The following is a 20,375-nucleotide window of genomic DNA, read 5'->3' on the forward strand; positions in this document are numbered from 1 at the left end:
CCCAGGCGGCAATCAACCGATCTGCTCGATACAGCTTGCGCGGGAGATGGTCAGATCAGGATGGATGACCAGGCAGGACGGCGAATACGAGATCACGCCTGACGGGCAGCTTGCCGCCGAAAGCGAGCTCAATCGCTGACATAGACCGCCTCCCTGTCCCAGACCGGTTCGAGCGCGGCCAAGCCTCTCCCAAAGGCCGGCCGCAACTTTTCCGGAGGTTACGCCGGCGCTGTCTCGCCCGAAGCCGGCGCCGCTGCGGGCCGCGCGATCAGGGCATAGGCGACCGGCACCACGAACAGCGTGAACAGCGTGCCGATCGACAGCCCCGTCGCGATCACGAGGCCCATGTTGTAGCGCGACACCGCGCCCGCTCCGCTCGCGGTGATCAGCGGAACGACGCCGAGCACCATCGCCGCGGTCGTCATCAGGATCGGCCGCAGCCGGATCGCCGCGGCCTCGATGATCGCCTCGGTCACCCCTTTCCCTGCCGCGCGCAATTCGTTGGCGACCTCGACCATCAGAATGCCATGCTTGCTGACGAGGCCCATCAGCGTGAGCAGCCCGACCTGGGTATAGATGTTGAGGCTCGCGCCGCCGATGCCGAGGCTGATGAAGATCAGCGCGCCGGCGAGCGACATCGGCACCGATACCAGGATGATGACGGGATCGAGGAAGCTGTTGAACAGCGCCGCCAGCGCCAGGAAGATGATGATGACGGCGAAAGCGAACGTCGTGACGAAGCCGCCCGACTCCTGCTCGAGCTGCCGCGAGGCGCCGCCGAAATCGACCGTGTAGCCGGCCGGCAAGGATTTCGCGAGATCCTTGAGCGTGGCAAGCGCGCTGCCCATCGACACCGTCGGCATCGCAACGCCCGAGATCGTCGCCGCATTGATCTGCTGGAAATGATTGCGCGACTGCGGAACGGTCCTGTTCTCCAGCTGGGCGACGGTCGAGAGCGGCACCATCGAATTGTCGTTCGCCTTGATGTAATAGCCGAGCAACTGGTCTGCCGTCAGCCGATCGTTCTGCTTGGCCTGGGGAATTACCTTGTAGGAGCGGCCGTCCAGGCTGAAATAATCGAGATAGTTGCCGCCGAGCATGGTCGCGAGCGCACCGCCGAGATCACTCATCTTCAGGCCGAGATCACCGGCCTTGTCGCGGTCGAAGGAGACCAGCGTCTGGGGCCTGTCGATTTTCAGGTCGGTATCGAGGAAGATGAATTGGCCGCTCTTCAGCGCCTGCACCATGAAGTTGCGCGAGACCTGGTCGAGTTCGTTGTAGGAACCGGTCGTACCGATCACGAACTGGATCGGAAGGCCGTTGCTGCCGGGCAGCGGCGACGGCTGGAAGGCGACCGAGCGCGTGCCGGCGATGGTGTTGAGCAGGTTCTGGAAATCTGGCTGAAGAGTCTTCGTGGTCAGGCTGCGCTGGTCCCAGGGCTTGAGCACCCAGCCTCCGATCGCCTGGGTCGGCGTGTCGATCTGGAAGAGGGTCTTCGTTTCCGGGCGCTTGGCCACGAGATCGTAGACCTGCTGGCTGTAGAATTGCCGCTGCTGAAGCGTCGCTGAGGGCGCCGAGGTCGTCAGCGAGAGCACGACACCCTGGTCCTCGTCGGGCGCGAGCTCGCTGGTCGAGGTCGCGTAGAGCCAGGGAATGCCGGCCAGCAGCAGCAGCGCGAACACGGCCACGACCGGCTTCATCGCAAAGACGGCCTCCAGCCGGCGGCGATAGGCGCCTGAGAGCCACTCCAGCACGTGGTCGATCGTCCGGACCAAGCGCGCCTCCCAGTTCGTCGCATCGCGCTCGGTCTTGCGCAATAGCCAGGCGCAGTTCATCGGCGACAGCGTCAGCGCGATCACCGCAGATACCGTGACCGCGCCTGCGAGCGTGAAGGCGAACTCGGTGAACAGCGCGCCGGTACGATGATGGCGTCATCCACCACGAGCCCGATGGCGAGCACGAGTGCAAGCAGGGTCAGCAGGTTGATCGAGAATCCCATCAGCAGCATCAGGCCGAAGGTGCCGATCAGCGACAGCGGAATCGCGATGACGGGGATCAGGACCGATCGCCACGAGCCCAGGAACAGAAACACCACCACGATCACGATCAGCACCGCTTCCACCAGCGAGTGGACGACCTCGTCGATCGAGGAATTGACGAAGTCGGTGGAGTCGTAGAGCACCTCACCGATCAGACCGTTCGGAAGCTGCGCCTTGATGTCGGGCAGGACCGCCTTCACACCGTTGACGACGTCGAGCAGATTGGCCGTGGGCGCCGTCTGGATGCCGATATAGACAGCCGTCTTGCCGTTGAATTTCGTTTCGCTGTCGTAATCGTCGTTGCCGAGCGTGACGTTGGCAACGTCGCGCAGGCGGATGATGGCGCCGTTGACGGTCTTGACCACGAGGTTGCGGTACTGCTCCAGCGAATGGAGGTTGGTCGAGGCCGCCAGGTCGACCTGCACCAGCCGGCCCTTGGTCGTGCCGAGGCCGGAGATGTAATCGTTGCCCGAGAGCGCGGTCGAGACCTCGCTTGCGGTGAGGCCGTAAGCCGCCAGCTTGTCGGGATCGAGCCAGGCGCGGAGCGCGAACTTCTTGGCGCCGAGCAGCTCGGCGGTCTGCACGCCGGCGACGGCCTGCAGCCGCGGCTGAACCACGCGCGTCAGATAGTCGGTGATCTGGTTCGGCGCCAGCACATCGCTGGCGAAGCCGATATACATCGCGTCGATGGTCTGGCCGACCTTGAGCGTGAGCGTCGGCTGCTGCGTGCCGCTCGGAAACTGGTTGAGCACCGAGTTGACCTTGGCGTTGATCTCCGTCATCGCCTTGCCGGAATCGTAGTTCAGCCGCAGATTGACCGTGATGGTGCTGGAGCCGGTGACGCTGCTCGAGGTCATGTAGTCGATGCCGTTCGCCTGGGCGATGGCGTTTTCGAGCGGCGTCGTGATGAACCCGGCGATGATGTCGGAATCCGCGCCGGCATAGGCGGTGCTCACCGTGACGATGGCGTTCTGCGTGCGCGGGTATTGCAGGATCGACAGCGTCGCCATCGAGCGCAGGCCAAGCACGAGGATCAGGGCGCTGACCACGAGCGCCAGCACCGGCCGGCGGATGAAGATATCGGTGAAACGCATCTTGTCCTGAACTCGTTGGTCGCCACTCGTTGCTGCGGTATCCTCGCGCCGTCGCGAAGCCTACTGGTCGACGATGTTCGGCGCGGCCTCGGCCTGCGGCACGTGTGAATTGTCGATCTTGACCGGGCTGCCGTTGCGCAGCTTCAGCTGGCCGGCGATGACCACCGTCTCGCCCGGCTTGATCCCATCGTTGACCGCGACGCGGTCTCCCTTCGGGGGCCTCGTCTTGACGAACATCTGCCGCGCGGTGCCCTGCCCGTCATGGAGATCGTCGACGAGGTAGACCAGGTCGCCGTAGGAATTGTTCACGATCGCGGTGAGCGGGAGGGTGACGACCTGCTCGGGCTTGCCGACGGCGATCTCGACCTTTGCGAACATGCCCGGCAGCAGCCGGGCCTCGCCGTTGCGCAAGGTGGCGCGAACCTGGACGTTGCGGCTGCTCGAATCCACCTTGGCGTTGATTGCCGTGATCTGCCCGGTGAAGCGCTCGGCCGGAAAGGCATCGACTGCGACCGACACGTCCTGCCCGATGCGGATCGAGGCCAGCGCCTGCTGCGGCAGGTAGAAGTCGACATAGATCGGATCGAGACTCTGCAGCGTGACGATGCTGGTGCCGGCGGAGAGATACTGGCCGAGATCGACGGCGCGGATACCGAGGCGCCCGGAGAACGGCGCCTTCAGCGTCTTCTGCTCGAGCAGGGCCTTCTGCTGCTCCACCAGGGCCTGGGCGTTCTTCAGATTGGCCCTGTCGCTGTCGACCGTCGCCTGGCTCACCGCGTTGAACTTGATCTGCTCCTCGTCGCGCTTGAGCACGATCGCGTAGTTCTCCGCCGTCGCCTGCAGTGAACGCAGCTTGGCGAGGTCGTCGGTCGCCACCAGCGCCAGCAGGGTCTGTCCGGCCGTGACGCTGTCACCCGAGGAGAACTCGATGCTCTGCACGATGCCGGCGACCTGGAGCGCGAGATCGGCGCCGTTGACGGCGCGCAGCGAGCCGACCGCGCTCAGGCTGGACTGCCAGGGCGCGTTCGCGGCAACCGCTGTGGAGACGGTCTGCGGCGGATTGGCCAACGCGCCAATGGCCCGCCTGATCATGATCTCCTTGAAGGTCTGGAATCCATAGAGGCCGCCGAACAGGATCGCCATCCCGCACAGCATGATTGTCATCCGCTTGATCATCGCAACGCGTCCTCGGTCTTCTTGTCGACGCCGGCGAAGTAACCGGCACTGGCGCGCGGCAGCGCGTCCGGCGTTTCATCCACGCGATTCCACCAGCCGCCGCCGAGCGCCTGAAACAGGGCGGCAGTGTCGGTAAAGCGGGTCGCCTGCGCCTTGACGCGCGACACCCGTGCGTTGAGGTAGGATTGCTGGGCGTTGATGATGTTGGCGTAAGGCACGGCGCCGGTCTTGAACTGCTCGACCGCCATCGCGAGGCTGTCGGCCGTCGCCTTCTCCGCGGCAGTCTGCGCCTTCAGCGTCGCGGCGTCGTATTGGATGGCGCGCAGGGAATCGGCGACGTTCTGGAACGCGGTCACCACCGTGCTCTTGTAGAGCGCGAGATCCTGCTCGAACGCCGCCACGTCGGCTTCCTTGGTGTGGTACAGCGTTCCGCCGTCGAAGATCTTTTGGCTGACGCTGGAAGCGGCGCTCCAGACGATCGTCTCGGGCGAGAACAGCCGCTCGGGGCTGGTGGCGCCGTAGCTGCCCGAGAGCGTGAGCTGCGGCAGCAGGTTGGCGATGCCGACACCGACGGTCGCGGTCGCCTGATGCAAGGTCGCCTCGGCCTGACGAATGTCCGGCCGCTGCCGTACCAGCGTCGAGGGCAGCGACAATGGCAGCCGCCCGGGCAGGCGCAGATCGGCCAGCCGCACATGCTCGCCGCGGTCCTGGCTCGGCAGCCGGCCGAGATAGGCCATCAACTGGTTGCGCTGTTGCGCCAGCTGCTTCTGCAGAGGAGCCAGCGTCGCCTTGGCTTGCGCCAGCGTCGCCTCTTGCGACAGCAGGTCGGATTTCGAGATCGCACCGATGTCGAACTGGCGCTGGATGCGCGCCAGCTGATCCGACTCCGCCTTGATGATCTCCTCGGTCGCAAGGATTTGATCGCGGAGCGAGGCATCCGTGATCGCGGCCGTCACCACGTTGGCGGTCAGCGCGAGATAGGTCGCTTCGAGCTTGAAGCCTTGATAGTCGGCCTGGGCTTGCAGCGCCTCGACCTGACGCCGCGTGCCGCCCCAGGTGTCGAGCGCGTAGGACACGCTGACGGAAGCGTTGTAGAGCGTGTAGGTCGAACCTTGCGCCGGCCACACCCCCGACTGCGACGTGCTCGTCCGGTCGCGCTCCGCCGAGGCGCTGCCGGACACTTGCGGAAACAGGCTGCCCTGTTGCGCCAGCGCATTCTCCCGCGCATAGCGCAAAGCGAACTGCGCCGCCTGCACGTCGGGATGATTGCGGATGGCTTCCTCGACAAAGGCGTTGAGCTGCCGCGAGCGGAATAGCGCCCACCAGGCGCCGGGAATGTCCCTGCCTGTTTCGAAGCCCTGCGAATTGCCGCCGGTCACCGGCGCACTCGTGGTGGCGGCCGGGCGCTGCTCGCGTGTGTAGCCGTCCACGGCCGGTCCGGCCGGCGACACGAAGTCCGGTCCGACGGCACAGGACGCCAGCACGACGCCGCAGAGCGAGACGCCGGCCCAGGCCGAGGCCCGCGCCGGCCGCCACCCTGCTGCGACGACGGGGACGTGCCTGGGCCTGCCTGGAAGAGGAGCTGTCAAAGAACTAAACCGTTTAGTTTTTGTCCGGGAGGCTGTATGTTGCAGGTTGGAACCAAAAGTCAAGCCGTGGGGTTACAGGTCAATGACGACGACAGTGCATAAGGCGCAGATGCGAGAGACCAAAGGACTGGCCGATACGAGCCAGAAGCCGCGCGCCAGGGCCAAGCACAGCCAGATTCTCGACAGCGCCCGCGTTCTCTTTCTCGATCAGGGTTTCGATGCCACCAGCATGGACGCGATCGCGCGCGAGGCCGGGGTCTCGAAGGCTACGCTCTACGTTCATTTCGACGACAAGGACGATCTGCTGCTCGCGCTCGTGAACGAGGAGTGCAAGCGCTTCGGGCCGAAGACGCTATGGCGCGACCACGGCGGCAAGATCGATCTCAGGGCAGAACTCCACACCATTGGCACGACGTTCCTCGAAGCCTTTCTCGACCAGCGCGGGCTTGCCGTGCACAGACTCGTGATGTCCTGCGCCTCGCGTTATCCGCGCGTGGCGGAGGTTTTCATGAAGTCCGGACCGGACCGCTGCGACGCCGAAGTGGCCGCCTTCCTGCGTGCAGCGCAGGCGCAGGGCCTTGTCGACGTTCCCGACGTCGCCATGGCGGCGACGCAGTTTCTCAGCCTGATCCAAGGCAAGGAGATCCTGAAATGGACCCTCTCGATGAAGACGCCGAGCCCGGCCCGCCATCGCGCGCTGATCGAGAATGGCATCAACGTGTTTCTCGCGGCCTATGAGCGACGTCCCGTGGCTGCGAAGCAGACGGGGCGAAACCCGGCGAAGGCATCCGCGCGCCGCTAGTATCAGGACCGCTCAGGCACCCAGCACGTCGGCGAGCCGCCGATCCGCGGCGTCGAGCTCTTTCAGGAACAGTTCGGCCTCGATCTCCTGCAGATGCGACAACATCAGCGCACGCGCGGCCTCGCCATCGCGCCGGCCGATCGCCTCGACGATCCCGGCGTGGTGATCGGTGCCGCAAGCCGGCGTGTCGTGGCGGCGGTAGAGCAGGATGATGAGCGAGGAGCGCGCGATCAGCTCCTTGAGGAAGCCGAGATAGATGCTGTGGCCGCTCATCTCGGCGACGAGACGATGAAACTCGCCGGAGAGCCGCACCGAGGCGCGCGCATCGCCGCGCAGTTCCGCCTCGCGCTCCTCGGTGAGATGGCGCTGCAGGCGATTGATCCAGGCCGGAGACGCCGCATCGATCGCGTGATCGACGATGGCAGGCTCGATCAGGCGCCGCGCCTCGAACACTTCGCGGGCATCGGCAGGCGTCGGGCGCGCGACGAACGCGCCGCGGTTCTTCTCGATGTTGACGATGCCCTCATGCGCGAGCTGCTGCAGCGCGGTGCGCACCAGCGTGCGGCTCGCGCCATAGATATCGCCGATCTCGTCCTCGCCGAGCTTCGTGCCCGGCAGCAGGCGATGTTCGAGGATCGCGGCGGTCACGCCCTCCCGGATACGGCTGACCCGATCGCTCGCATCTGGCGCATCGGATTTCGGGCGGGTCTTGGCCATGGGCGTGAGGGCTCGATCGGCGACGTTCGACCGAATGGTAGTCGACGAGCTGTATCCAATCACAGGCGAAACTTTATACAATCTGAGCCCGTTTTGTGTGCAGAGGAATGCGCCGGCGGCGGCCGGCCAGCCGGAGTCGGAATTGACCTAACGATCTGACTCCACTGCACAGTTTTCTGAAATCGGTTGACTGAGGGTTGTTGGCACGGAGCTTGCGGAGAGAGGCGGAAAGCATCGCCCCTGCCCGGACACGCCATGGCCACTCCCGCCGCTCTCGAACTGGTCGCCGTCACCAAGCGCTACGACGCCACGCTGGCGGTCGACAACGTCAACCTGAAGATCCCGGCCGGCACCTATTGCTGCCTGCTCGGCCCCTCCGGCTGCGGCAAGACCTCGACCCTGCGCATGGTCGCGGGCCACGAGGCGGTCAGCGAGGGCGACATCATCCTCGGCGCGCAGAACGTCACCGATCTCGAGCCTGCCAAGCGCGGCACGGCGATGATGTTTCAATCCTACGCGCTGTTTCCGCACCTCAGCGTGCTCGACAACGTCGCCTTCGCCTTGAAGATGCGCGGGATCGACAAGCCGACGCGGCACAAGCGCGCCGGCGAATTGCTCGAGTTGGTCGCAATGAGCCAATATGCGGGCCGTCTCCCGGCGCAGCTTTCCGGCGGCCAGCAGCAGCGCGTGGCGCTCGCCCGCGCGCTGATCACCGAGCCGCAGATCCTCCTGCTCGACGAGCCGCTCTCCGCGCTGGATCCGTTCCTGCGGGTGAAGATGCGCGGCGAGTTGAAGCGGCTGCAGCGCGAACTCGGCATCAGCTTCATACAGGTCACCCACGGTCAGGAAGAGGCTATGGCCCTCGCCGACCACATCGTCGTGATGAACCAGGGCCGGATCGAGCAGCAGGGCACGGCGCGCGACATCTTCCACCATCCCCGCACCGAATTCGTGGCCCGCTTCATCGGCGGCCACAACGTCCTCAGCGACGCCGGCAAACTCATCGCCGTGCGCGCCGATCAGCTCGGCATCGTGCCGTTCGCTGACGGCGCGTTCGGCGCGCCGGCGCTGCTGACCCAGACCGAGTACCAGGGCTCCTACATCGCCGTCTCGCTCACGCTCGACGACGGCACCGCCCTGTTCTCCCACCTTCCCGAGGCCGCCTTCGACGTCCACCCGTTCCGTCCGGGCGATCGCGTGCTGGCCACCTGGGATCCCGCCAAGGCGCAACCCCTGCAATAGCGCCGATCAATCACCGGAATGCGCAACAGAGGAGTGATGACATGACCGAGACCACCAGGACGAAGGGCGTCAGCCGCCGCACGCTGCTCAAGGGCACCGCAGGTCTCGCCGGCCTTGCCGCCGGCTCGGGGGCGATCACCGGCTTTCCCTACGTGAAGTCGGCCGACGCGAAGGTGCTGCGCTATCTCGGCACCGCCGTGAACGAGGGCGACGACATCGCCAAGCAGTGCCTGAAGGACACCGGCATCAAGATCGAATACATCACCGCGACCACCGACGACGTCACCAAGCGCGTGATGACCCAGCCGAATTCCTTCGACGTGCTGGACACCGAATATTTCTCGCTGAAGAAGCTGGTGCCGTCGGGCAACATCCTTGCGCTCGACGCCAAGAAGATCAAACAGTTCGACAACATCACGCCCGTCTTCACCAAGGGCGAGACGCCCGGCGGCAAGAAGATCGGCGGCCAGGGCACCGCACCCTGGAAGGTGCTTTATCTCGAAGGCAAGGACTCCAAGAAGTTCGCGACGTCGCCGACCGAATTCGTCACGCTGATCCCGACCGTCTACAACGCCGACACGCTCGGCATCCGCCCCGACCTGATCAAGCGTCCGATCAGCACCTGGGCCGAACTGCTCAACCCCGAATTCAAGGGCAAGGCCTCGATCCTCAACATCCCCTCGATCGGCATCATGGATGCCGCGATGGTCGTGGAAGCCTCCGGCAAGTACAAATATGCCGACAAGGGCAATATGACCAAGGAAGAGATCGATCTCACCATGAAGGTGATGACCGAGGCCAAGAAGGCCGGCCAGTTCCGCGCCTTCTGGAAGGACTTCAACGAGAGCGTCAACCTGATGGCCTCCGGCGAGACCGTGATTCAGTCGATGTGGTCGCCGGCGGTGACGAAGGTGCGCTCGATGGGGATCGCCTGCACCTTCCAGCCGCTGAAGGAAGGCTACCGCTCCTGGGCCTCCGGCTTCTGCGTCTCCAAGGGCGTCTCGGGCGCGAAGCTCGAATGGGCCTATGAGTTCGTCAACTGGTTCCTGTCCGGCTACGCCGGCGCCTATCTCAACCGCCAGGGCTACTACTCCGCCGTCCTCTCCACCGCGAAGGCGCATATGGAGCCCTACGAGTGGGCCTACTGGATGGAAGGCAAGCCGGCCGAGAAGGACATCAAGGCGCCCGACGGTTCGCTGCTGGAGAAGGCCGGCGCGGTGCGCGACGGCGGCTCCTACGAGGACCGCATGGGCGCGGTCGCGTGCTGGAACGCGGTGATGGACGAGAACGACTACATGGTCCGCAAGTGGAATGAGTTCATCGCGGCGTAACGGACATGTCGGAAGAAGTTCTGCAACAGGCAACCCCGGGCTTGATCCCGGGGTCGGGCACAGCGCGCGCCGCAAAGCCGACGCGCTTATCGCCGTCCTTCATCTCCTGGCTCCAGGCCGGGCCGATGATGCTGGTGTTTCTCGCCTTCTTCCTCATTCCGCTCGTCTTCGTCGTCATCGTTTCGTTCTGGGACTACAACGAATACCAGCTGCTGCCGGCTTTCTCCGGCCGCGGCTACACCGACACGTTCGAGGGCTGCCTCGCGCAGCTCCCCGATCTCTGCACGATCGGCAAGACCTATCTGAAAACGCTGAAGCTGTGCTTCATGGTCTGGGCCATCACGCTGTTCATCGGCTTCTGGGTCGCCTATTTCCTCGCGTTCCACGTCAAGTCCAAGACCTGGCAGATGGGACTGTCGCTGCTCTGCACGATCCCGTTCTGGACCTCCAACGTGATCCGCATGATCGCCTGGATTCCGCTGCTCGGGCGCAATGGCCTGGTGAACTCGGGCCTGATGAAGACGGGCCTGATCAACCATCCCGTGGAATGGCTGCTGTTCTCCGAGTTCTCCGTCGTGCTGGCGCTAGTGCACCTCTTCACCTTCTTCATGGTGGTGCCGATCTTCAATTCCATGGTGCGCATCGACAAGTCGCTGATCGAGGCGGCCTATGACGCCGGCGCCACCGGCTTCCAGACCCTCGTCAACGTCATCATTCCATTGGCAAAGCCCGGCATCGTGATCGGCTCGATCTTCGTCATCACCATCGTGATGGGCGACTTCATCACCATCGGCGTGATGGGCGGCCAGCAGATCGCCGCCGCCGGCAAGATCATCGAGACGCGGGTCAACGCGTTGCAATTCCCGGCCGCCGCCGCGAATGCGGTGATCCTGCTCGCGATAACCTTCCTGATCATCACGATGATGTCCCGGATCGTCGACATCAAGAAGGAGCTCTGAGCATGAGGGAAGGACGTCCGCGCTCTTTCTACGTGCTCGCGATCTTCTTCGCGGCCTATGTGCTATTTCTCTACGGACCGATGATCGCGATCTACGTGCTGTCGTTCCAGGGGCCGCAGGGCGGCCTCACCTTCCCGATGAACGGCGTCTCGACCTTCTGGATCGCGAAACTGTTCCAGGGCACCGGCATCGTCGATCTCGGCGCGGCCTTCCGCCGCTCGCTGCTGCTTGGCCTCGTCGTGATGGTCCTCACCGTCGTGCTGTCGGTCGCCGCAGGCATGGCGTTCCGCCGTAAATTCAAGGCGCAAAGCATCCTGTTCTATTCGGCGATCGCGAGCCTGATCGTACCCTCGATCATCACCTCGCTCGGCATCTCGCTTGAATTCCGCATCATCGACGATCTGATCAAGGCGCATTGGAACGAGAATTTCGAAACCTCGATGGGCCTGCTCACCTCCGGGCTTGGCGCGCATCTGACCTGGACGCTTCCGTTCGGGCTTCTCATCATGTTCGCGATCTTCAACCGCTTCGACCCGCGCCTCGAGGAAGCCGCGCGCGATCTCGGCGCGACACCGTGGCAGACCTTCCGTCATGTCGTGCTGCCGATCATCCTGCCGTCGGTGATCGGCATCGGCCTGTTCGGCTTCACGCTGTCCTGGGACGAACTCGCCCGCTCCAGCCAGGCCATCGGCGCGGTGAATACATTGCCGCTCGATCTGCAGGGACTCACCACCACCGTGACGAACCCCGACATCTATGCGCTCGGCACTGTGATCTCGGCGGTCTCGTTCACCGTGATCTCGCTTGCGCTCGGCACCATCCACGTGCTCAACAAGCGGCAGGCGGCCAAGGGCTCGGACGCCGGCAAGGGGCTCGTCTGACAGGGGACTTGTCTGATCCGATGCGGCTTCACGTCGTCAACCCCAACACCACCGCGTCGATGACGGCGAAGATCGCCGCTGCGGCGCGCAGCGTCGCCCTGCCCGGGACGGTGATCGACGCGCGTCAGCCGGCGATGGGCCCGGTCTCGATCGAGGGCTTTTACGACGAGGCCTTCGCAGTCCCCGGCATGCTCGGCTGCATCCGCGAGGCCGACCGCGACGGCGCGGACGCGCACATCATCGCCTGCTTCGACGACACTGGCTTGGATGCCGCGCGCGCCGCCGCGAAGGCGCCGGTGATCGGCATCGGCGAAGCAGGCTTCCACGTGGCGAGCCTGATCGCCGCACGCTTCGCCGTGGTGACGACGCTCGGTGTGTCCATCGTGCCGATCGAGCACAATTTGCGGAAATACGGCCTCGCCGAGCGCTGCGCCCGCGTCCGGGCGGCCGACGTGCCGGTGCTGGCACTGGAAGAGCGCGACACTGATGCACTCGGTAAGATTTCGGCGGAGATCACTGCCGCGATCCGCGACGACCGCGCCGAAGCCATCGTGCTCGGCTGTGCCGGCATGGCCGACCTCGCCACTGAGCTCGCCGCCACGCACGGCCTGCCCGTGGTCGACGGCGTCACTGCTGCGGTGACGCTGGCGGAATCACTGGGGCGGCTGGGGTTGAAGACCTCCCGGCTCGGGCCCTATGCCGCGCCGCGATCGAAGCCCTATGATGGATTGTTGTCGCAGTTTCGGCCGTAGGCGCAGCACCACATATCTATGGACGGCGTGAGCAAAGGGTCCGTGTGCCCGGCCCGCACCCGCACCGCGACGGTCGGCCTCGCCTGCCGACTGATGCGGAATCACTGACGAGCGCAGCCCCGACGACCGGGATCAGCAACGTGTCCTCAGGCGGACGCCGGCGCCCTGGATTGAGCGAATCTCGTGAAAACGCCGCGGAAAAGGTGTTATTGAACCTTTTTCTGCACCCGCCCGTCCCATAAATCCCAACCAGCCTCTTTTTGGTCCTATTCCTTGCCGAAACCTAAGGCTTTCGGGACGCCCCGGTGGCCCTCTGGGTTGCCGGTCTTCGCCATTCGCCAAGTTTCCATTTGGGTTTTGTCAGCGATGATCGATCTCGCCCGGGACACACCGTCCACCTCCCTGCTTCGCCTTGGGGGTCAGCCCATCGCGCTGACCGCTGCAGCCCTCCTGCTCCTGATCGCGGGCGTGACTTCAATCGCGATCTGGCGTGCTTATACCGGCGCCGCCCCTGAGAGCGATCGCATGGTGGCATCGCGGCAGCTCCAGGCCCGCGCGGCCCAGGCGTCCGAGCAGTTGGTCGAGAAGACCAAGGGTCTGGAGGCGACCCAGCAGGAATCGATCGACCAGCTCCAGGTGGTGCAGGACCAGCTCCTGACCATGAAGCGGCTGCTCGCCGCGCAACAGGCCGATACCAAGCGTCTGTCAGATCAGGTTGCCACCCTGAACGAATCCATCGACGGCTTGCGGCAGTCATTTGCCAGTGCGCGGGCGACCGAGGTCGAGACACCGTCGGTTACCCGTAGGAAACCGGCGCGACACCGCGTCCAGACCAGCGCGCGCAAGCGGTCGCGCGGCTGAGCCGCTAGCAGCGGGAACTTTATTTTCGCCACTTGTGAACTGGATCACATTCGCCCGTAGGATTCCGCGCGATGTTGGCGGCTACCGGATGGCGTGAGCCGATTTCAATATCCGGGGCTGGCAAGGTCGTTGACGGTATACTGCGTCAACGGCCTTGTTCTTTAACAGGTTATTCCGGTCTCACTCGCAGACGTCGACCCGACGGTACCGCCATCCCGACGGCGTCATGACGCGCTTCCGCGCGACATAGCAGCCGCCGTAACCGTCGTTGTAGCCGGGGCCGTCATAGTAGGGATCGCCGTAGTAGGGATAGCCGTAGCCGTAATAGCCGCCGTAGTAGCCCGCACCGACGAAACCCGCGCCGATTGCGACACCTGGCCAGAAGCCGCCGCCATGCCAGTGGCGATGCCCCCAGCCTCCCCCATGAAAGCCACCGCCGCGAAAGCCTCCACCATGGAAGCCGCCGCCATGGAAGCCTCCACCATGTCCGAAGCCGCCGCGCGCCTCGGCCACCTGCGGCGCCAACAGTCCGAACGCCGCCACAGTCAGCGCCGTCACGATCATCTTGCGAAACATCACTCGATCCTCCGCGTGGACACACTCCACGCTTCAAAGCCGGACCAAGCTAACGTCAGTTGGGAACTCGTGACAGCCACGCTGTCTCACTTCCGCGCGAGCGTCAGCAGCCGCGGCAGATGCTCTTGATTTTCCTGTCGAGCTGCCGGTTCTCGGCATTGACGGCGGCATCAGCCGCCTCACCTCCGCCGGTGCCGGTCGTGACTCCGGAGCCAGGGCCGGATGATTGAGCCGTACCCAGGCTGTTGAGACCCGGCGGTGGAACTGGCGAATTGGCAAAGCCTCCGGTCGACCCGACCGAGCCTCCAGTCGATCCCACTGAGCCTCCGGTTGGTCCCACTGAGCTTCCACTCGATCCGGCAGAGCCGCCGGTCGTTTGCGCGAACGATAAGGCGGGCAAGGCCGCGAGTGCGAGGATCATGATCGTAGTCTTGATTGAACCGCCTGCAGACGATCTGGCCATCGGAAATCCTCCTTTGCCGGTCAACGGCCGCTATCAAGAGCTGTTCCGAAACAAATGCCGTCACATCAGCTTGAAAGCGAGGGGAGCAAATCACGACGATCGATCGCGATCCCTTTGCAGAGGGCGAGCGCGCCGCGCGCGAAAATATTCCGGCCGAAGCCAATCCTACCTCAACGGCAGCGACGAACATGCACCCTGGGCCGCCGGTCACGAGAAGGTGGCAGGCGCGATCGAAGCGCGCAAATCCGAGGGACGCTGAGGGCCCGCTCCGTGGCGAACGCCGGCCGCTATGCCGCCGCCGCTGGCCGCTCGGTCCGATCCTCGACCATGGTCACGAACATGTGGGACTCCTCACCGGCGCCCCCCACCTGGATGCGGCGGGCGCAGATGACGCGGCGCCCGCGGACGGGATTATCGATCGTATCGATGATCGGCTCGAGCTGCTGCCTCTGTGCGAGCAACTGCTGGTCGCGCCGCTCGATCAGTTCGGCAGCCTCGGCGGAGAACAATTCCCGCGCCGTCTTGCCGATGATCTCGCCGCGCGACATGCCGATCATCTTCTCGGCGGCCTGGTTGACGAAGACGTAGCGCAGATTGCGCGCATCTTTGGCGATGATGCCCTCAGCCACGTTCTCGATGATGGTGGCGAGGAAGCGCTCCATCCGCTCGAGAATGCGTTCGCGCTGGCGCTGTTCCGTGACGTCCTCCTGCACCGACACCCAGCCGCCGCCGTCCATCGGGCGCTCGTAGATCTTGATGATGCGGCCGTCGTTCAAGGCGATCTCGGAGGCCGCCGGCTGGCGCTTGGCGATCCGGTCGAGAACCGCCGCGACGTATTTCGTGACGTCGCCGCTGAACAATCCGCTCTCGACCCTGTGCTGGAGGATCTCCTCGAGGCTCGACCCGGTCTGGATCGTCTCCGGCAGATTGTAGATCTTCCTGTAGTTGGCGTTCATCGCGACCACGTTGGCCTTGCCGTCGAGCATGATCAATCCCTGCGGCATGCTGTTGATCGCGGCCGAAAGCTGCCACTTCTTGGCCTGGTATTTGTCGTTGAACTTGTCGCGCTCGGTCATGGCCGCGTCCCGCGCCTGCGCGGTCCCGAGCTCGAGCTCCTCGAGCTCGAAGATGCGCGCCACCGCGTCGCGGAAATTCTGCACCGCGCGCGCAAGATGACCGATCTCGTCGTGACGGGAGAGATGCGGCACCTGGCTCTTGACGTCCCCCCGCGCGATCCGGTCGGTCGCGTGCGTGATTTCGGACAGGGCACCGACGACCGAGCTGCGCATGACCACGACGTTGAGCGCCGCCAGCATCAAGGCGGCGAGTCCGAGCACGAACAGATAGGCGGCCGCGTAGCGGTTGCTGTCGGCGAGTTCGTCCGCCTCGCGGGCACGCTGCTGGTAGATGCGCTCGAGCTCCTCGATGTCGCTGTTGAGCTTGCTGCGCACGGTGCGGTTGGCGTCGTTGTCGCCCCATTCGCGCGCCGCGGCCGAGCCGATCTCCACTCCGCGCCGCACGAGCTCCTGACGGAAATCGATGAACTGCTGGATCCGCTGCCGGAAGCTCGAGAACAGTTCGGCGTCATCATTGCCGACGTTCTTCTCCATGTTCTTCACGGCCTCGGCAAGCTCACGGTTGCGCCGCAGCAGACCGTCCGCGAAGTGCTTCATCCTGGCACGATCCGCCGTCATGTAGATGCCGCGCGACTCCATGACGATCGCATAGATCAGCGCATTGATGCGTCCGACGTTGATCGCTGCCGCAGCCGAGGACGCATGCATGTGACGATAGGTCGTCTGCAACCGCACCGACTGGACCGACATCACCAGCAGGAAGACGGTGACGATCGCCAGGAAGGCGGCGATGCTGTAGACCTTCTCCGCGACCGTCAGCGTGTCGGCGCCGCGCGCGAATCTCACAAACTTCTTCAATAATTCGGTTCCGGCACCGAAGCCTGATCCCAGCGCCGTCGCGGCCATGGCGACGCTCCTCCTGGTTGAAAACGCCCAACAATAAGCGTGATCGCACTAGCGGAGGATTAAGCTGGCCGCCGGTATTCTTACGGGACGGAGCGAGCCGCGCCCCCGCGCCGGATCTCAGCCGATCCGCTTCAAGCCTTTCCTGAAGCGCGGTCCGTTGGCCACGTAGAACCTGGCCGCACTGCCCATCTTCTCCACCTGCGTGTCGTCGAGCGTACGGATCACGCGCGCGGGCGAGCCGATGATCAGCGAGCGCTCGGGGAACTCCTTGCCCTCGGTGATGACGGAGCCGGCGCCGACGATGCTGTTGCGGCCGATCCTGGCGCCGTTCATCACGATCGAGCCCATGCCGATCAGCGCGCCGTCCTCGATGGTGCAGCCATGCAGGATGACATTGTGGCCGACCGTGCAGTTCCTGCCGACGTGAAGCGGAAAGCCGAGATCGGTATGGCAGGTCGAGCCGTCCTGCACGTTGGCGCCCTCCCCGATCTCGATCCACTCGTTGTCGCCGCGCAGCACGGCGCCGAACCAGACGCTCGCACCCGGCTTCAGACGCACGCGGCCGATCACGGTCGCGGTCTCCGCGATGAAATAATTGCCGTCGGCGGGAAGATCGGGCGCCTGCCCGTCGAGCTCGTAGATCGCCATCAAGGTCTCCTGTCGGGTTGACCCAGCCATAGCGAAACGACAGCCCCAACGCAAAGGGCCGCCCGCGCCCAGAGTGCGGGCCTCAGACCAGAATGCCGGCCGCGCGCAGCGTCATCAGAAAGAAGGTGCCGCTCATCATGCTCCAGAAGCCGGCGATGACGGTCGCCATCATCACGAATTCCACGCGGCGGCTTTCCACTCGCACGCCGCGCAGCGTGTTGCGCATGATGATGAAGGGCGCGGCGAACACCAGGAACGGAACCGCCGCGAAAGTTTTCGGCGCCACGCCCTCCTGCAACAGGCCGAAGCCGGCGGGCCGCTGCGCGAGCGCCTGGTAGCCGTTCACGAGCGCGCCAGCGAGCGCAAAACCGATGCAGATCGAGAAGAAGGTATTGAGAGCTTCGGGTGTCATCGGAACAGTCCGCATTTACGCAACGCCGGAGCCTACCTGTGACAAAGAGTGCCGGTTAACGCTACATTATCCTTAAGGGAAGGTTAACGCGGCCGGCCGGTCCACGCAGGGCCGTCCCCGCCTCCCGCAGCCGCGAATACTCCGCGAAACCGCCCTCGCGTGGCATATTCGCCGCTGATTCGTCGGCCATCGGCCGACCTCCGGCTCGACTTGCGCAATTCATGACGGTGTTTTCGGCAGCTCCCCTCAGGTCCCCCCGCACGCGCACCCGCGCGCATGTCGTCCCGATCGTGCTCGCCGGCACTGCCGCGGCATGCGCGGTTGCGCTCGTCGCCTATTTGTTGTGGCCGACCTGGGGCCCCAGGGGCGCCAACGCCCCGGACAAGCTGCCGGTGAGCATCGGCGGCACGCTGTTCAACCTGCCGGTGACCGCGATCCGGATGAAGATCCAACGGCACTCGGGGCCGCAGGAGCGCATCGATCTCGACTTCCTGTATCCCTCGCTGGAGCCGCCCGGCCCGCCAAAGCACGTCACCGCCGACACGGTGGAGGCGGCGGTGCAATCGATCGACCGCATCTTCCTGTCGATCGCGGCCCATCACGATGCGCTCTCGCCCGAGCAGCGGACGGCCACGATCTATCCGCGCTATCTCGATCAGGCCGCGACCATGCCCGTGGATGGGCTGACGATGCGGATGTTCCGCACCGACACGCCTTATGGAAGCGAGGATCTCTATTCCGCGGCAAACCCCGCACTCACTGCGCGCTGCACCCGGGATGCGGCCACCCCGGGCATGTGCCTCTCAGAGCGCCGCATCGGCGGCGCCGACCTCACCTTCCGCTTCCCGCGCAGCTGGCTGTCGCAGTGGCGTGACGTGGCGGATGCGATGGACAGGCTGACGGAGCAATTGCGCGGGCCGCGGGGCTGAGCGCGGCCGCCGCCGGCCCGAGATTAGCTGGCAGGAACAAAACTTCGAAAACAACCCCATGCACAGTAGCCAAGCGCTTGGCGTGATTTCGCTATTTTTAAATGCTTGGTCATGCCCCGATGGGAATGATGCGGCAACACATTTCAGCACCCGCGACAGTTCAGAAACTTCGTATTTGTCGAAATTGATTTTGACTCGTCGGGCAAAACAGGGGCAGAATGGCACGATGGGGGATATTGATTGGTGGTGCAGGGCAGTACCACCAATCCGCAATGGCTGGTCACGGCACGACGTCCGGCCTGGCACTCCGTATCGCTTATTCCTCATCTAGCCCGAAATCAAAGGTCTGCGCCGGCGCAGCCTTGCGCGCTGCACCAAACTGACTGATCGGCAAACTTATCGAAGCCGAGGATGAGTTTAGACTGGTTAGCTCCAGCTTGAGGTTCTGTCCGTTTTCCAATTCAGCAATTAGCGGTCGATCGACTGCGTCTGCCGCGATGCAGATGTTTGTGAGGCACCAATTAAAGGGAATTTGCGTTGACCGGCCCTGATCTACCTTCACATTGACCCCCTGCTGCAAATTCGCTCCCTGAGGAACGAAAATCTGCAGGCGAGCCCGACCATCGGCACGCTCGATAAGGTCTACGCGTACAATCACCTGATCCAGATCGTCCACGCCGGTCGATGTGGTCCGGCATATTTCAGTCTTGTCGGACGAAACGAAGCAAAGCTTTTGCCAGCTCGAGTAATGAATATTCTGAGGTAGACTCAGTTTAGGGGGCGCTAATGTGGGCTGCTGCCCCGAGGCATCGCGTTTGTTGACTTGCTGTGGCGGGCTGCCGGTTGCCGAATGGGCCTCCAAAAACTGCGCGACAAGCGGTGACCATATCGGCACAGCGTCCGGAGAATCGATCATGAAATGGCCGTCACTTCCGAACGAGGGCAGCATTTTATATTCTGCATTCCCTCCCGCCTCTACGAACGCATCATGCATGCGTTTCGTAAGTTTCGGGCCGAAATAGCTATCGTTCTCGGCGTATATCCATAACATCGGTACTCGCGCCGTTCGGCCAAATTCGCCTGCAGCTGCGACGAGCTTGTCGGGAGCGCAATTGTTGTTTGGCTTGCCATCTACCCTGCCTCCGCGCCCAGCTGCAAAGGTGATCACCGCCTTGACTGACGCAGGATTGAGGCTGGCAAGAGCAATGGATCCCCATCCGCCTCCCGATTGGCCGACGACGACGACCTTACCGGGCAGGACCAGTTTCTTCTTGCTCATGTAGTCAATGACCCATTCATTCAGGGTCGCGATCGCCAATCCGGGCCCACGGAAATTTGGATTGTCGCAGCTGCCGACGTGCGCAAACACCGCCCCGTAAAGTCCCTTGTCCTTATCATCGAGGCTGCTCGCTCCGTACCTTATCGGCGAGATGACTACATAACCACGGCGCGCGAACCAGCGTGCGGCTTCCCGGTACTCGACCATCGGAAACATCGTCCGCTCTTGAGCACCGAGAGAAATGCCGTGGTTCATAATCACCAAAGGGAAAGGCCCGTCACCGATCGGCCTGACCAGATAGGCGAGGACCGGCAATGAAAACGGCAGGGCCCAGATCTCTTCTTCGATTTTTGGAGATGTGGCAGCCTGATCCGCCAATGCCGGTGGGCTGGCGACCGGCAGAAATGCGAGGAAGAGAAATGCAAGGAGGAGGCGCTTGACCATCTTCATACCTCCATAGCTCAAGCATGCCCTTGTTGGGCTGAGCGCCGATTTCTCGACCTGGAGCTTCCATTGGGCTGGGCGCCGATTTCTTGATCTGGATCAAGCTCCCATCGCGAGAGCACCTTCCCAACATGCGAAACGCGGGCTGGCTTCCAACATCGCTTGGCGTCAGAGCACGGTTAAGGAGTTGGTCGAACCG

18 protein-coding genes and 1 pseudogene are annotated in these 20,375 nt (G+C 64.0%); 9 read left to right on the top strand and 10 right to left on the bottom strand.

Annotation, left to right across the window (positions count from 1 at the left end; translation table 11 throughout):
* Window positions 1-218 precede the first annotated feature (218 nt).
* From H1B27_RS23420 to H1B27_RS23430, 3 genes and pseudogenes are all read right to left on the bottom strand, one after another.
* Window positions 219-3,133, bottom strand: a pseudogene (locus H1B27_RS23420) (efflux RND transporter permease subunit).
* 60 nt (window positions 3,134-3,193) lie between these two features.
* Window positions 3,194-4,309 (bottom strand): efflux RND transporter periplasmic adaptor subunit, encoded by a 1,116-nt coding sequence (locus H1B27_RS23425; RefSeq protein WP_246515630.1) that lies wholly within the window; start codon window positions 4,307-4,309, stop codon window positions 3,194-3,196.
* On the bottom strand, window positions 4,306-5,898 hold the full coding sequence (locus tag H1B27_RS23430; protein WP_197967662.1) for an efflux transporter outer membrane subunit: 1,593 nt from the start codon (window positions 5,896-5,898) through the stop codon (window positions 4,306-4,308). The genes H1B27_RS23425 and H1B27_RS23430 overlap by 4 nt, the downstream gene beginning before the upstream one ends.
* 82 nt (window positions 5,899-5,980) lie before the next feature.
* On the opposite strand from H1B27_RS23430, the gene H1B27_RS23435 reads away from it, so the two are divergent.
* Window positions 5,981-6,700 carry a TetR/AcrR family transcriptional regulator gene (locus H1B27_RS23435; protein WP_245312226.1) on the top strand — a complete coding sequence of 240 codons (720 nt, stop codon included), beginning with the start codon at window positions 5,981-5,983 and terminating at the stop codon, window positions 6,698-6,700.
* Between the two features lie 12 nt (window positions 6,701-6,712).
* Here H1B27_RS23435 and H1B27_RS23440 read toward each other — a convergent pair whose 3' ends face one another.
* Window positions 6,713-7,417: a GntR family transcriptional regulator gene (locus H1B27_RS23440; protein WP_061882837.1), complete on the bottom strand. Its 705-nt coding sequence runs from the start codon at window positions 7,415-7,417 to the stop codon at window positions 6,713-6,715.
* A 255-nt stretch (window positions 7,418-7,672) separates the two neighbouring features.
* On the opposite strand from H1B27_RS23440, the gene H1B27_RS23445 reads away from it, so the two are divergent.
* From H1B27_RS23445 to H1B27_RS23470, 6 genes are all read left to right on the top strand, one after another.
* Window positions 7,673-8,659, top strand: coding sequence for an ABC transporter ATP-binding protein (locus H1B27_RS23445; protein WP_061882838.1), 987 nt, complete (start codon window positions 7,673-7,675; stop codon window positions 8,657-8,659).
* Window positions 8,660-8,700: 41 nt separating this feature from the next.
* On the top strand, window positions 8,701-9,990 hold the full coding sequence (locus H1B27_RS23450) for an ABC transporter substrate-binding protein (RefSeq protein ID WP_061882839.1): 1,290 nt from the start codon (window positions 8,701-8,703) through the stop codon (window positions 9,988-9,990).
* Between the two features lie 5 nt (window positions 9,991-9,995).
* Complete coding sequence (locus H1B27_RS23455) at window positions 9,996-10,949, top strand: ABC transporter permease (protein WP_082822263.1); 954 nt, start codon at window positions 9,996-9,998, stop codon at window positions 10,947-10,949.
* Between the two features lie 2 nt (window positions 10,950-10,951).
* Window positions 10,952-11,830, top strand: coding sequence for an ABC transporter permease (locus H1B27_RS23460; protein ID WP_061882840.1), 879 nt, complete (start codon window positions 10,952-10,954; stop codon window positions 11,828-11,830).
* A gap of 20 nt (window positions 11,831-11,850) precedes the next feature.
* Window positions 11,851-12,582, top strand: coding sequence for an aspartate/glutamate racemase family protein (locus H1B27_RS23465; RefSeq protein WP_197967733.1), 732 nt, complete (start codon window positions 11,851-11,853; stop codon window positions 12,580-12,582).
* Window positions 12,583-12,948: 366 nt separating this feature from the next.
* Entirely contained in the window at window positions 12,949-13,443 is a 495-nt protein-coding gene (locus tag H1B27_RS23470; RefSeq protein WP_197967663.1) for a hypothetical protein, read from the top strand.
* A 180-nt stretch (window positions 13,444-13,623) separates the two neighbouring features.
* Here the strand turns inward: H1B27_RS23470 and H1B27_RS23475 are convergent, their stop codons facing one another.
* Both H1B27_RS23475 and H1B27_RS40285 read right to left on the bottom strand, forming a co-directional pair.
* Window positions 13,624-14,019: a hypothetical protein gene (locus H1B27_RS23475; RefSeq protein ID WP_197967664.1), complete on the bottom strand. Its 396-nt coding sequence runs from the start codon at window positions 14,017-14,019 to the stop codon at window positions 13,624-13,626.
* A gap of 103 nt (window positions 14,020-14,122) precedes the next feature.
* A complete protein-coding gene (locus tag H1B27_RS40285) occupies window positions 14,123-14,482 on the bottom strand; it encodes a hypothetical protein (RefSeq protein ID WP_082822264.1) in 360 nt (119 codons plus the stop codon).
* On the opposite strand from H1B27_RS40285, the gene H1B27_RS23480 reads away from it, so the two are divergent.
* Complete coding sequence (locus H1B27_RS23480) at window positions 14,439-14,741, top strand: hypothetical protein (RefSeq protein ID WP_197967734.1); 303 nt, start codon at window positions 14,439-14,441, stop codon at window positions 14,739-14,741. The genes H1B27_RS40285 and H1B27_RS23480 overlap by 44 nt on opposite strands.
* 28 nt (window positions 14,742-14,769) lie before the next feature.
* Here H1B27_RS23480 and H1B27_RS23485 read toward each other — a convergent pair whose 3' ends face one another.
* The 3 genes from H1B27_RS23485 to H1B27_RS23495 all read right to left on the bottom strand — a co-directional run bounded on the left by H1B27_RS23485 (window position 14,770) and on the right by H1B27_RS23495 (window position 17,524).
* Window positions 14,770-16,464: a PAS-domain containing protein gene (locus H1B27_RS23485; protein ID WP_197967665.1), complete on the bottom strand. Its 1,695-nt coding sequence runs from the start codon at window positions 16,462-16,464 to the stop codon at window positions 14,770-14,772.
* Window positions 16,465-16,581: 117 nt separating this feature from the next.
* Entirely contained in the window at window positions 16,582-17,112 is a 531-nt protein-coding gene (locus tag H1B27_RS23490; RefSeq protein WP_061882845.1) for a gamma carbonic anhydrase family protein, read from the bottom strand.
* Between the two features lie 82 nt (window positions 17,113-17,194).
* On the bottom strand, window positions 17,195-17,524 hold the full coding sequence (locus H1B27_RS23495) for a DUF6949 family protein (protein ID WP_061882846.1): 330 nt from the start codon (window positions 17,522-17,524) through the stop codon (window positions 17,195-17,197).
* A gap of 221 nt (window positions 17,525-17,745) precedes the next feature.
* Here H1B27_RS23495 and H1B27_RS23500 point away from each other — a divergent pair, with 221 nt between their 5' ends.
* Window positions 17,746-18,453 (top strand): hypothetical protein, encoded by a 708-nt coding sequence (locus H1B27_RS23500; protein WP_197967666.1) that lies wholly within the window; start codon window positions 17,746-17,748, stop codon window positions 18,451-18,453.
* A 316-nt stretch (window positions 18,454-18,769) separates the two neighbouring features.
* Here H1B27_RS23500 and H1B27_RS41055 read toward each other — a convergent pair whose 3' ends face one another.
* Window positions 18,770-20,176, bottom strand: coding sequence for an invasion associated locus B family protein (locus tag H1B27_RS41055; RefSeq protein ID WP_197967667.1), 1,407 nt, complete (start codon window positions 20,174-20,176; stop codon window positions 18,770-18,772).
* Between the last annotated feature and the right edge of the window lie 199 nt (window positions 20,177-20,375).

The organism is Bradyrhizobium diversitatis (genome assembly GCF_016031635.1).
GTDB lineage: Bacteria > Pseudomonadota > Alphaproteobacteria > Rhizobiales > Xanthobacteraceae > Bradyrhizobium > Bradyrhizobium diversitatis.

Coding starts and splice junctions, on each gene's coding strand:
- H1B27_RS23425 (WP_246515630.1), bottom strand. CDS start 4,309: ATGATCAAGCGGATGACAATCATGCTGTGCGGGATGGCGATCCTGTTC.
- H1B27_RS23435 (WP_245312226.1), top strand. CDS start 5,981: ATGACGACGACAGTGCATAAGGCGCAGATGCGAGAGACCAAAGGACTG.
- H1B27_RS23440 (WP_061882837.1), bottom strand. CDS start 7,417: ATGGCCAAGACCCGCCCGAAATCCGATGCGCCAGATGCGAGCGATCGG.
- H1B27_RS23445 (WP_061882838.1), top strand. CDS start 7,673: ATGGCCACTCCCGCCGCTCTCGAACTGGTCGCCGTCACCAAGCGCTAC.
- H1B27_RS23450 (WP_061882839.1), top strand. CDS start 8,701: ATGACCGAGACCACCAGGACGAAGGGCGTCAGCCGCCGCACGCTGCTC.
- H1B27_RS23455 (WP_082822263.1), top strand. CDS start 9,996: ATGTCGGAAGAAGTTCTGCAACAGGCAACCCCGGGCTTGATCCCGGGG.
- H1B27_RS23460 (WP_061882840.1), top strand. CDS start 10,952: ATGAGGGAAGGACGTCCGCGCTCTTTCTACGTGCTCGCGATCTTCTTC.
- H1B27_RS23465 (WP_197967733.1), top strand. CDS start 11,851: ATGCGGCTTCACGTCGTCAACCCCAACACCACCGCGTCGATGACGGCG.
- H1B27_RS23470 (WP_197967663.1), top strand. CDS start 12,949: ATGATCGATCTCGCCCGGGACACACCGTCCACCTCCCTGCTTCGCCTT.
- H1B27_RS23475 (WP_197967664.1), bottom strand. CDS start 14,019: ATGTTTCGCAAGATGATCGTGACGGCGCTGACTGTGGCGGCGTTCGGA.
- H1B27_RS23480 (WP_197967734.1), top strand. CDS start 14,439: ATGATCGTAGTCTTGATTGAACCGCCTGCAGACGATCTGGCCATCGGA.
- H1B27_RS40285 (WP_082822264.1), bottom strand. CDS start 14,482: ATGGCCAGATCGTCTGCAGGCGGTTCAATCAAGACTACGATCATGATC.
- H1B27_RS23485 (WP_197967665.1), bottom strand. CDS start 16,464: ATGGCCGCGACGGCGCTGGGATCAGGCTTCGGTGCCGGAACCGAATTA.
- H1B27_RS23490 (WP_061882845.1), bottom strand. CDS start 17,112: ATGGCGATCTACGAGCTCGACGGGCAGGCGCCCGATCTTCCCGCCGAC.
- H1B27_RS23495 (WP_061882846.1), bottom strand. CDS start 17,524: ATGACACCCGAAGCTCTCAATACCTTCTTCTCGATCTGCATCGGTTTT.
- H1B27_RS23500 (WP_197967666.1), top strand. CDS start 17,746: ATGACGGTGTTTTCGGCAGCTCCCCTCAGGTCCCCCCGCACGCGCACC.
- H1B27_RS41055 (WP_197967667.1), bottom strand. CDS start 20,176: ATGGTCAAGCGCCTCCTCCTTGCATTTCTCTTCCTCGCATTTCTGCCG.